General features: G+C 54.2%; 9 protein-coding genes. All 9 read right to left on the reverse strand.

What is annotated here, in order from left to right; all coding sequences use genetic code 11:
- Positions 1–58: 58 nt before the first annotated feature.
- Positions 59–487, reverse strand: a complete 429-nt coding sequence (gene pgaD / locus C5523_RS15000; RefSeq protein ID WP_039079270.1) for a poly-beta-1,6-N-acetyl-D-glucosamine biosynthesis protein PgaD — start codon at positions 485–487, stop codon at positions 59–61.
- Positions 484–1,818, reverse strand: a complete 1,335-nt coding sequence (gene pgaC / locus C5523_RS15005) for a poly-beta-1,6-N-acetyl-D-glucosamine synthase (RefSeq protein WP_108701417.1) — start codon at positions 1,816–1,818, stop codon at positions 484–486. The genes pgaD and pgaC overlap by 4 nt, the downstream gene beginning before the upstream one ends.
- Complete coding sequence (pgaB, locus tag C5523_RS15010; protein WP_108701418.1) at positions 1,815–3,830, reverse strand: poly-beta-1,6-N-acetyl-D-glucosamine N-deacetylase PgaB; 2,016 nt, start codon at positions 3,828–3,830, stop codon at positions 1,815–1,817. The genes pgaC and pgaB overlap by 4 nt, the downstream gene beginning before the upstream one ends.
- An 8-nt stretch (positions 3,831–3,838) precedes the next feature.
- The gene (gene pgaA, locus C5523_RS15015) at positions 3,839–6,301 is read right to left on the reverse strand and encodes a poly-beta-1,6 N-acetyl-D-glucosamine export porin PgaA (RefSeq protein ID WP_108702329.1); all 2,463 of its coding nucleotides are present in this window, start codon (positions 6,299–6,301) and stop codon (positions 3,839–3,841) included.
- A gap of 765 nt (positions 6,302–7,066) precedes the next feature.
- Positions 7,067–8,482 carry a porin family protein gene (locus C5523_RS15020; protein WP_107223277.1) on the reverse strand — a complete coding sequence of 472 codons (1,416 nt, stop codon included), beginning with the start codon at positions 8,480–8,482 and terminating at the stop codon, positions 7,067–7,069.
- A gap of 53 nt (positions 8,483–8,535) precedes the next feature.
- Positions 8,536–9,297, reverse strand: a complete 762-nt coding sequence (locus C5523_RS15025; RefSeq protein WP_107223278.1) for a Slam-dependent surface lipoprotein — start codon at positions 9,295–9,297, stop codon at positions 8,536–8,538.
- Positions 9,298–9,648: 351 nt separating this feature from the next.
- Positions 9,649–10,557: a LysR family transcriptional regulator gene (locus C5523_RS15030; protein WP_108701419.1), complete on the reverse strand. Its 909-nt coding sequence runs from the start codon at positions 10,555–10,557 to the stop codon at positions 9,649–9,651.
- A 98-nt stretch (positions 10,558–10,655) separates the two neighbouring features.
- Positions 10,656–11,516, reverse strand: coding sequence for an ABC transporter permease (locus C5523_RS15035; protein ID WP_172960926.1), 861 nt, complete (start codon positions 11,514–11,516; stop codon positions 10,656–10,658).
- Positions 11,516–12,346: an ABC transporter permease gene (locus C5523_RS15040; protein ID WP_071194900.1), complete on the reverse strand. Its 831-nt coding sequence runs from the start codon at positions 12,344–12,346 to the stop codon at positions 11,516–11,518. Before C5523_RS15040 ends, C5523_RS15035 begins: the two co-directional genes overlap by 1 nt.
- Between the last annotated feature and the right edge of the window lie 152 nt (positions 12,347–12,498).

Here is a 12,498-nt window from a genome sequence, read left to right on the forward strand (position 1 = left end):
CCGGCCACTGAGAAAGATCCACGCTTCGGCGTGGATCTATTCTCCCGACAAGACTGCCCTAGTTTTCTGCCAGCATTTTTGCCATCCACACACGGTCAATCGCACCGGTGTCATAATGGGCAAGGGTAAATACCTGGGCCCGACTCATCGCCTGCGCGAGTTCAGGTGTGATATTAAAGCTTGCCGCCACTTCATGCGCTTCAAGGCCGGGGCGACGCCGACGACGCTCAACGCGAAAACGTAGTTGGTTATATTTAGCCCAGCCGATAAGTGTCAGACTGATCATACAGGCCACCAGCAGATAGACGCTCAGGGTGCTGAGCGTGGTATAAAACGGCCGGACGCCCATAAAGGGATCATGTTTTATCGCCACCACCAGCCCGCTATAGATCAGCCAGCAAAATCCCAGCCAGGCAACAAGCGTTAAAAACACATCAAGCATGCGCGGAAACAGACGCTGTTCAGTAAAAATTAACGGTTCGATCATGGTTCAATTCTCCCGATACCGCGGTCGGGGCTGACCCAACGCGCTCTGCTGCGTTTGCGCCGCAGCATCACTTTCGGGAAAGCCACCAGGGTTGTGAACAGGCTCAACATCCAGTACACCACCGGAAACCAGATAACCCAGAACAACGACGCCGCAATGCCTTTTTCATAGCGCCGTTCAATAAACAGGCTGACCGCGAATTGCAGCAGGCAAACGGCGCCAAGCATCAGGCCAGTAAATGCGGGTGGAAAGAGATGCTGAACATGCAGTGAATCAGGCATAGGGATGACAAGCCCGATGAGAAACAGCACAATCGTCATCGCATAGGCAAATGCCCACACGCTGGACATACAAAACTCAATAAACAACGGCCACATGCGTCGATATTCCCAGCCCCACAGGCGACGCATATTGACAATAAAGACTTCGGCACCACCCTGTGCCCAGCGCAGACGCTGCTTCCAGAGCCCTTTTAACGTCTCAGGCATCAGGATCCAACACAGCGCACGGGGTTCAAAAAAGATGGACCAGTGGCGCAGTTGCAACTTCCAACTGATATCAATGTCTTCGGTGATCATATCCGGGCTCCAGTAGCCCACCTCAGCCAGCGCCCGACGACGAAACGCGGCAATGACGCCGGAAACAGTAAAAACCTGCCCATAGACACGTTGGGTTCGCTTGATCAACCCGATGATTGATGAGAACTCACCGACCTGCACCCGCCCGATAAGCGTTGATCGCGTGCGAATACGCGGGTTACCGGTCACCGCCCCCACGCGTGGATGATTTAACAACGGCGCGACCATGTATGCCGCCGCATCTTTATCCAGCAAGGCGTCGCCATCAATGCAGACCAGAAAATCACTGCGTGCCGCGGCGGCTCCGGCCGCAAGCGCTACCGCTTTGCCCTGGTTTTCCGCCAGATGGATGACCCGCAGCCGCGAATACTCTTCGGCCAATTGATCCAGCACAGCCCCCGTGTTGTCTTTCGAACCATCGTTAATGGCGATGACTTCGATATTGTCGTAACGCTGGGCCAGGGCGGCTTCGATGGTTTCCCGCGCATTCAGCCCTTCGTTAAAGCACGGTATAAGAATGGAAATCAGCGGATTTCCCGCAAGCGTTGGCGCAGGTGTCCCTTCCCCCCATGGCCAGTAACGCTCACGATGAAACCAGAAATAGAGGCCACCGCTCATCCAAAGCGCAGACATAAACAGCGGCCAGAAAAAGACGAAATCCAGAATCACTTCACCCGTAAAGACCACCGCCACACCGAGCGGAAAACTGAACATCAGGCAAAGGATCAGGAATGCGATGATGCGATCGGTCATTTTTGTGGATACCAGTATGATGAGAAAGCGGGGCGTATCTCCGCCATCCGGGGTTGATCGTTAATGAAGTCATCCGGGTAATAGCCGTAGTTTTTGGCGCCGCTCAACCGAAGTTGTTGCATCCACCCGATAAGCATTTCATCACTGATGCCGTCCTGCCCTGCCCCTTTGCGCCAGTTACGCGCCTGCAACTCAAAGACCGTTTTCTCCATTGCGCCAGGGTAACGGGCCACGCGCCCGACCAGCCTGTCCAGCCAGTCGTTCGCGTCTTTCGGCGAAATATCTTCCATCAACGGCATCGCCATCGGTGCCGTCCAGTCATAGGTGCCAAGGAAATCATTCAAATTTTGGGCAAACCAGGTTTCGCTCTTTGGCTCCAGCACCGGCATCGCGTAGATATTGCGCGCCGTTTTCACCTGCGGGCCGCGTATGGATCGAACGGTTTGCGTGAGTTGTTCGGTGAAATCAATCAGCGCCCGGCTTTTAAAGCGCGTCCAGCGCTCAAGTAATTGGGGATTGGCACGAATTTGCGCAATGTCGTGAGGAAACCCGGCAGCGCGATACGCGTCCAGCGCTGCCGGAGAGGCATCTTCATAGTCCGTCAGAAACGCATCATCGTGGAACAAAATGCCCTGAAAGCTGGCATGGCGAGCCAAATCTTCGTAGATATCGTTGATCCGCTTACGGGCCACGGGGCTCCAGGGTGAAAGCCGCGCATAGTGCCTGCTGTCAGGCGCTGTCCGCCCGGCGCCCGGCGACCATGCCATCACACGTGGAACAGAGGCATCAAGATTGAAAGCCAGCACCGGCATCCAGGCATAGACACTCACAGCCGCGCGGGTCTGGAGTTGCCATGCGACAAAGTTGAATAAATCGGCGCGCATCGGCAGCCAGCGGTTCGGGAAATAGAGCGCCTGCACATTGCCATCCCCTTTCGGGTCGGCATAGGCCTGCAAAAATACGTGCGAGATATGCATATCAAAGACGCGCTGGATGAGTGCATCGATATTTTTACGCTGCTGCGCGGGGTTTTTGTCATACACATAATCCAGATCGATGTGCATAACCCGCATAGACTCAGGCTCTCTGACCTGCGCGACCTGGTCGGCAAACTCACGAAGCGACGGATTACCGGTGATAAGCATACGGGGTATGTCGTCCAGGTTTGCCGCATTGGCCAGGCCCTGATTGAGGGTAAAAGCCATCTGATAACCCTGCTGCTTCGCCAGCCTCAACGTGGTGCCACTCGCCGCACCATACGGCCAGACCCACGCGCGCGGTGAATGTCCCGTCACCTCGGTAATTTTCCGGCTGATATGCACAAGGTCAGCGCTCATGCGTTGCTCAAACTGGCTATCGGTTTCGTACTGCCCGGTGGCGTCATTGAATCCGCGATTTGCCGCGGCAGGCTCGCGGCTGCCCTGCGGATTCGCTTGTTGCCCATAGTGCGAAGCCCAGGTGTGTGCGCCAATCTCCACCAGCGACGACTGGCTGGCTTCGCGTACCATTTGCCAGGTCGCAAATTTATCGCGTGGCGTCTTGAGCCCGCCAAAATCAATCGGAACATTGGCTGGCGCATCTACCCAAATGCCGACAGGTGCCCATAAGGCATGCCATTTATAGGATTTGAGCAGAGGTAAAACACGTTTGATAAAGCTGCTGTAACCGTCATCAAAGGTCAGCAGTACTGCTTTCGGCGGCAGGACACTCTTGCCGGCGTGAGCATCGAGCACCTGCTGCACGCTTATCGGGTGGTAGCCATTAACATGCAGCCAGGCAAACTGATCGTTAAGCGCACTGGTGCGCACGGAAAGATAGCGCTGATCCGCGGCGTTATCCTCCACGTCGTGGTACGCCAGCACCAGGAAGCTGTTTTTTGGCCAGGGCTGTTCCGCGTAGAGTGGCGCCCGCGCTGAGGGGGAAAGGTAGCGTGGCGCTGGCGCGCTGGCACACACGTTTGCCAGTATCCACCCTGCGATCACAATGACGATGCGTAGCCAGTGTTTAAACATGCGTGTCCTTAAAATCTGACATTCAGATCAAAAGCGAGGGCGATATTTCGCTCACGCTTGCCATCGTAAGGACGTTTGTCCCAGGAGAGCGTCACCCCGGCATCCACTACGTTATTCCATTGAATGCGCTGCCCGTAGCCAAGCTGAGTAATGGCACCGCTATTGTGTCCTTGTTGCCAGTAGCCCCCCGCGCCCACGATAAACTGCTGTTTCCAGACGGTATCGTAATGGTGATACATCACGTGCTCCGCGCGCAGGCCCGCAACGGCTGAAACGTCACGTTTGGGGTTGTAATAAGGCGCATTGTCTTTGCTGTTGTGGCTACCGTTGATGGCGGGGATGAAATCCAGCGTAAAACGCGGCCGGGTCCACAGCCGCTCTTTGCCGCTGATGCCGTACTCCAGGCGATCATTGCCATCCGTAAAATGGGCGCCCGCCAGTGAAAAATGGTATTCGCGACGTTCATTGTGATACCAACGCAGCCAAAGGTCGCCGCCGTTGGAACTTACGCCATTGCGTAACGCACGCAGCGGCGTATTACGCGATAACCGCTCCGCCGAACCACCCACCCGCCAGTTGTCATTAAAATCGTGCCAGGCAGACAGGCGTCCACCGACTTTCTGCCCGTCGCCGTAGTTATGCCCGGACACTTCCAGTTCGGCCCAGTTATCCCGTGAGGTCCACTCCGCACCGGCGCCAATATCGCGGTTAATCCCCTTGCCTTCTTCAAACTCACCGCTGGCAAAGTTATAGCCCGCAAAGAGTCGCCAGTTATCGTTTATGGGCGGGCTGTAGAGAGCGGTGTTCAGGGTAAAATCATGTTTGCCGCTAATGGGGCTGTCCGACGAAATCCCCTGCGTGCCGCTGATACGCAGCTCCGCTTTATTGTGTACCGCCAGCAGGCGTTCGAGCTGACGGGTGGCGAAATCATCGGGACTGCGTGCGACCACATCACTGGTCAGTTCATTGGCCTGCCGCCACTCCTGCAATTCCAGCGCCGTCGAGGCCTGCTGTCTCTCCAGCGCCAGGTTGGTGGGTTCAATGACCTCAGCAAGCTTAAGTTCGCGTTCTGCTGCGTGCGGGAGGCCCCGCGCCAGCAAGACCGACGCTAAAGCAATACGCAGATCCTGATTACCCGCAGCCTTGCTCACCAGCGTTTGCGCTTGTTTTTGTGCGGCAGCTAAGTCATTGGTTGCCGTGAAATAGTCGATAAGCAATGACTGACCGAGCAGCCAGTTATCGTTAGGTTGCGGTGTGGGTGAACCCTCGAAATAGATGAAGTAAGGGCTTTTACTGATGTAGGTGTCCAGTTGCTGCTTTGCTTTATCGAAGTGATTATTGTCGAGACGTGCATAGAAAAGGTCTTGCTGGTCATCCATGGTGAGCGGCATCACCGCGACAGGGCCATGCGGGTAGAAAACCGCTTCCAGCATTGATTCCGCTTTATCAGGCTGTCGCTCGGCAAGCCAGGCAGAGGCAACCCAGCGCCGGGCATAATTGGGGACGTGTTGTCCATCGGCCTCCAGCGCTTCATATTCGGCAATGACCTCAGCACTGCGTTTGCGAATCACCAGGGCACCCAGTCTGTCGATTCTGGCGCGCCGCACATCCTTTTGCGCCTCGGGATTATCTTTCCAGGCAGCGATGAAGGCGTCATAGCGGGCAAGCGCTTGATCGGCCACCAGATAGCGCTCTTCTTCGTTGCGGGCGGGCGTAAACGCCGCGCGTACTGTCTGGGCGGCGGCATCGAGTTCAAGCTGGCGGGTGATCGCATCGGACTGCGGGTTGCGCTCGTAAAGCGACAGCGCGGGGCCGGCTATCCGGTTAGCCGTCATAGCGGACAACAGTGTCGGCACCACATTTTTGCTTGCCGGTGAATCCGCATCAACGCGGGTCGCGGCGAGTAACGCATCCCAGTTTTTACCCTGCGCCTTGTAAACATAAGCCAGCAGCGCATCGCGTTCCGGCCCAGGAGACTGCTCTGCCCACTGCTGTGCGGCGGTAATGGCCTCTTCGTTACGCCGGGCATCGGCGAGGGTCATTATCCATCCGGTTCGCGCGTCGTTGTTGTCGGGCTCCTCACGCAAAACGCGCTCCCAGACATTCAGTGATTCATCCCACTTTTTCAGATTGCGCAGAGCGCGTGCCACGGCGATTTGTCCGCGGACCGGAATGACCATTTTGTCCTGATAGCGGCCCCATACTTCCAGCGTCTGTGCATCGTTATCTGCCCAAGCGGATACCTGTAGCCAGTCGGCAACTTGCTCTGGCGTCAGCGGCGCAGTTTGCTCACGGGCATTGAGATACGTTAGCAGCGGCTGGCGATCCCCTTTTCGTGCCTGAATAATCAGCTCATCGTAGGCAGGGTTCGCGCCATAGGCGAAAAATGGCAACATCATGCTCACCGCAAATAAGCAGGTTCCTGATTTAAACCGTTTCACTGAATTAACACGCCGATGAAGAGTAACCATAACCATCCCTGCACCTTTATATCGAAAGTGAGCATTTCATTAATTTATTGCCGCAATATGACGAAAATTAATAAATACACCAGACCTACAAATGCATGACGAAATAAAAAAATATCATACTTTTCTCCTATTTTTATTTATTAAAATGCAAACTATGACAATCAATAAAATAAATAAAAATGCTTACAAACGTTAGCCTCACTATTTTAATTTTGCCATAAGAAAATAAAAAAATATTATTACGCCACAATAGAAATAACGCCAACCGCCTCAAACCCCAGACAGGCCAGGGATGCAGTCAGTCTGTACAGGTCATGGTGATGATGGCATTACCGGTGGCTATGCACTCCAGAGGATTATTCATTCCGGGACTCATGAATTACACGTTTCAGCACCTGAAATCGTGGGCTTCTTTGCTAACGCTTTACTGAAATAGGAATGTTGCGACATATCAGGGGGCAATCATTGTATAGGGTGGAAATCATTTTCTGTATTACCGACACACATCACAAAATTTCGAGATTATGGGATTAGCCAATCGCTAATAAAAAGCATGCTGTTATTGCCAGTATGGGCGCGACATTATTTTTTACCGGCCAGGTATTGTAAAACTCACCTTCTCACCGTGACGGTGAAAAACACGGGGCCGGTTCCCCGGCGCTTACCGGGGAGAGAACAATGTACCTGTTAAGCCGATTGCAGAACCTGTGGCGACATCGGTGCAATCGATGATGTGGCCGCTATTACCGTTTAACGTGTAGATATTCAGAAATTTTTATCAAGTGACAACGTCACATTTCGCTGGCGATAGTCATAAAAGTCGATATTACTGTCCACATGCTTATAGCTGAAATTCAGTTTCGGCATCACCCCAAAGAAATAGAGATCGCGATGCCAGACCGAGAGGTTATAGATCTGTTCGCTATCTTTACGGCGGGTAGCAAAGATTTCGCTGTCGGCCTGGTAGTCCCGGCGCGCAAACGCTGAACCGGCAGAAAACGAGATCTGCCAGGGTAAATCCACCTGTATTCCTCCACGTATGGCCACCCGGTGACTGGACTCGCTTTTAACAAAAGTTTGCTGATCGAGAAAATCGATGCCCGCATAGGTGGAAACCCGGCTACTTAATGCATGGGATAACGTCGTTGATGTGTAACGGTTATAGCCGCGAAGAAAACGGTAAGCATCATCATCGTAAGACAATTTCTGATACTCAAGCGCCTGACTCACCTGCCAGGTGGGCGACAACAGATAGCTGTACTCTGCACGCACGCCCGGACCAGAGGAGTAATTCTCGGTGCCGTACCAGCGTTTTTCATAAAAGGGCAGCAGCGCAAACTGCTGGCGGAAATCGCGCCACTGATATCCGGCATAGAGACGGCTGGTGATGTCATCAAACTTGTGGTTATTCCAATAGCTTTTCCCGTTCACGGTAGCCAGAAAGCGCAGCCCGTGTTGATCATAAAGCTGCACATCCTTTTGCATCGCACCGCTAAACCACAGCCCCTCTCCCCGTTGCGGGAAGCTGTCTTTATTACGGATAAACAGACGGTCGCCAACGCGGATCGTTTTGCCTGAAGACGCATTGTTCACGTTACTGTCGTTGAGATAGCTGACACTCAACGTCCCCGTTAGCGCGTTGCCTTTCTGAATGCGTTCAAGATATTGCGCAATAACACGTTGAATATTATCCGGTGGGCTGCTTTGCAGTACCCGACGAAATTGATATTCCGCCGCATCATACTGATGATTTTCAAACATCGCGCGAGCCAGATCGAGCCGCACCGCGGCAAATTCAGGGTGCAGGCTGAGAATGGCACGGTAATGGTCAATGGCCTGAGCATAATTGCCCTGACTGCGGGCAAGCCCCGCTTTTGCGAAGTGAATCAGCGTGTTATCCGGGTTTGGCGATGCCTCGTAAACCGGCAAAATCGCGCTGACTACCTGCCATTGCCCGTCCCGCACGGCCTGATCGAGCAACGCCATCGCCAGCGCGGGCTGTTCAGCCAGTTGAACGTTTGTCACATGCCGCGTCTTTCCACGGGATGGTGTGGAGGTATCCGGTGTCGTCAGACGTTCAAAATGGGGAGCGGCGGGAATAGCGTTCGTTTCTGGCGGTGCGGCAAAGGCGGCACCAAATGGGCAAAGCACACTCAGTGCCCCAATACGCAAGACATTCATAAATTACTTACCATCAGGAAATCACCGGCCAGGCGGGCTGGCCGGAAACACATTTACTGGCGTGTTGCACCAAAGGAGGCGTTTTTGCTGCTGTCGGCGAACTGGGCAAGACCACCCAATTCCTGTGCTGCCGGGCCGTTGAAATGACCAACAAACGTCCCGTTCTGCCCGCCTGATTGCGCATTGCCGGAGAAACCACCGTTAGCGATGTTGCCCTGCATCGTCACTGCACTGCCGAAGGTATCGCTGGCGGCAATGTTTCCGTTGATGGTTTTGGCGCCAAAATCAATATTGAAGGTGGCATCGCTACGATTGCTCTCACGCAGGCCGTTACCAACGTACGTTGCCGTGCCTTGTGTCGGTACATTGGCGACCGCGGTCGCATCACCGGTGTAGAAAACATCATGTTGACCAGTTTCGAAACTTGTCCAGGTACCGAATGTAGTGTAGCTCATACGACCACAGCACCAGGATGTTGCCGAAACGGGCGTACCGTCCGTGCGTACAAGTCTCTGGGTTTGCACATAGCCTGCGGAGATCCCCGTACCACGCATGGTATAGGCAAACCCTTGCGGCGTGGTGTAGGTATAACCAGAAAGGGTCCCGCCGGTTGCAAGACTCGCGGGAGCCTGGGAAGGGGTTTCAGGTGTACTGCCGGTATTGGTATTGCCGGTATTGGTATTGCCGTTATCGGTTTGAACCGGTGTCGTGGTTTGCGCAGGCGCTCTGTCATCGCCCCCACCGCCGCCGCCACCGCCGCCACATGCGGTCAGAAATAAGGCTGTCAGTAATACGCCAGGTTTTATACTCTTCATGAGCCAAACATCCTTTGTTGTGAAGAAATTCGTAGAATTTGTAACATAATCTTTATGAATAAATTTACGTCAAAAATAATGGCATCTCTAACAGAGATTCGCTTCACGATTAACTCTAAGATTAATCTTAACAACGACTTACTTATTTTTGGTAGGTTTTAACGCCATTGTTTTTTAATTTGACTTAAGGGGATGTTGAGCGGCAGTTTATTTTTATCGGTTTTATGGTGACAAAAATAATAAGGTGTCTGGACGGGTCATGACTGCCCTATCCAGAAAGAGAAATAGACAAACGTGGCAATTTAGCGCGTTATTACCCGAAATCAGCCTGGCTCTGTTTCTGTTCCCGACTTACCGCTCCCAGGGGGCAGGCTCGGCAAACTTCTCCAGCAGAAAATCAATAAAGGCCTTAATGCGCGGCGTCTGCATCAGGCGTGTGGGTGTGACGGCGTGAATAAAACTCTCCTGCACCGGATAATCAGGCAGGACAATCTGCAAGCGCCCGGCCTTGAGATCATCGGCAACATGCCAGACAGACTGGAGAGAGATCCCCCGTCCATATACCGCCGCGTCACGTAACAATTCACCGAAGTTGCTCTCGATCTTGCTGTTTATTTTTACCCGAAACGTTCCCTCGCCAGGGGCGAGCAATGTCCAGATATCCCGCTTGCCGTCGGCGTCCGTCATCAGTAATCCGTCATGCGCTTCGAGTTCGGCAGGATGCTGCGGCACACCGCGTCGCGCCAGATAGGACGGCGACGCCACCAGCACGCGCCGGTTTGGCGCGACCCGTCGCGCGACCAGGCTTGAGTCTTTAAGATTGCCGATGCGGATAGCGAGGTCGTATCCTCCTTTTACCAGATCGACCACTTCATCACTGAGGTGCGCCACAAAATTGACGTCCGGATGTAACGACTGAAATTCCGCCAGCAGCGGCGAAATGTATAAACGCCCGAAGGACGCTGACATCGTGACTCTGATAGTCCCGGTCACTTCGGAGCGGCTGGTATGCAAACTCTCGCCAAGGGCATTTAACGCCTCAATCAACGGCCGCCCCTGTGATGCCAGCAATTCCCCTTCCGGGGTGGGATAAAGACGCCGGGTTGTACGGTTGAGGAGCCTGGCCCCCAGGCTCTCCTCCAGGCGTTGTATTCGCTTGCTGGCCACCGCCAGAGAGAGATTTTCACTGCGTGCGGCGGCGCTGATGGAGCCTAAATCCACCACCCGCAGGAAAAGCGAAATGTCACTGATGCGCTCCATAAATTCTCAATTTGTCGTCGATAATAATTTTGCATTGTAGTGATTTATTTGATGAAGGCGCAATGGCACGGGCCGTTTCCCGCCCTGCCATTTCGGGCTTACCCTTTCCCCAGTTTTGACAACATCTCCGGGCGCATAAATTTATGAATGACCAGCATAAACAGCAGCGACGGCACCAGCAAAATCAGGGCGGTAATGGACGACACCTGATAGTTCCCCGACATACTGGCGTTATACAGCAGCAGCGGTAAGGTGGTGATGTCCGGCGCGCCAACGAAAAAGGTGCCGGTAAACTCATCGAGCGATTCGAGGAAGACAAAAATACTGGCGGCGATAATGCCCGGCGAGGCCTGCGGCAGCACGATATGCCAGAAGGTGTAGACTGGCCCGGCCCCGAGATTCCGTGACGCCCTCGCCAGCAGCGGATCCACGGCGGAAAACGCCGCCACGCAAATCCATACCGAGTACATCAGGCCGTGTACGCTGTGCACCAGCACCACGCCGGCTACCGTGCCATTGAGACCCCACTGATAGAACAGCCGGGCGATATTCATATATACCGTCAGGTTCGGGAACGCCTGCGGAATCAAAAACAGCAGCATAAACAGCACCCGCAGCGGCATCCCGCGTCGTGAGAGCGCATACCCCGCCGGAACCGAAATCAGCAGGCAGACGGCCACCGACAACACGGCGATAAACACGCTGGTGAGCAGCGAGCCGGAGACATCACTATAGGGGCTGAACACCTGATACCAGTATTTCAGCCCCCACTGACCGGGCAGCGCATGAGGGAAAAACCAACTCTCCGCCACCGTCCAGATAAGTAAATTCAATAACGGGCCAAACATCGCCAACAGCATAAAAAGCAACAGCAGCGTTTGCAGAGGCAGGCTGGCGCTCAGTTTCCTGCCCCCTTTCGTAAGCCATGTTCCCGGTAATGTCATTGTTGCCTCTTTCATCATTCGCCTCCCTTCTGTTGCAGACTGTGGCGCAGGTAGAACCATGACAGCGCGCCACAAATCAGTAGCGACACCACGCCAAGCGCGTTTGCCACGGCATAGTCACCGTAGGAGTTAACGCGAAACGCCATATCCACGGTCATCATCGTTGGCGTCCCCACACCGATCATCAGCGGCACGGACAGCACCGACATCATGGTCACGGTGGAGAGCACCAGCGCCACGCCGATGGCGGGTAATACCTGCGGCAGGATGATGTCGAACAGAATACGTGGACGCGAGGCCCCAAGATTTCGGGCGGCCAGTATCTGTGACTGCTCCAGCGCCGCCATCGCGCCGCAGATAAGCAGCGTGGCGAACGCCAGTTGTTTCCAGACAAAGGTGATGATGATCCCTTTCCAGCCCAGCCAGGAGACGGTCTCCAGCGGCGTAAAGAGATCGGTTGCCACCAGTGCATTGTTCATCAGGCCGTTTTTCGCCAGAAAAGTGCGCATCATCTGCGCGGCCACAATAAAGGGGATAAACAGCGGCAGGCGGTACAAAAACCCCAGCATCCGCACAATGGGCCGACAGGGTGACAAGGTGATCACCGCCGAGAGGGTGATGGAAATCACCGCCAGCAGCGCGACTGAAATCAGCACAATCACCAGCGTAAAGGCAATATCGCTGGAATAGAGCGCGTAGACTTTACTGAAATGAGCCAGCGTTAGCTTTCGGGCATCGTCAGTAAACGCGGCAACCAGCGAGAACCCCAGCGGATATAAAAAGAGCACGGCGATCATCAGCGCGGCAGGCGCGACCAGTAACACATTTTTCAACGAACGGCGCATAGCAAAACCTGGTGTCAGAAAAAAAGCTCAGGGCGACGTCGTGTCGCGCCTGAACATTGACGGTATACCCTCAATAATTCCAGTTGCAGGCAGGCGGCAAACGAGTAAATCCCGATGAGCTTACGTCGGTAAGTGATTCGGGTGAACGCGTG

This window comes from Phytobacter sp. SCO41 (assembly GCF_003073275.1).
Classification (GTDB): Bacteria; Pseudomonadota; Gammaproteobacteria; order Enterobacterales; family Enterobacteriaceae; genus Phytobacter; species Phytobacter diazotrophicus.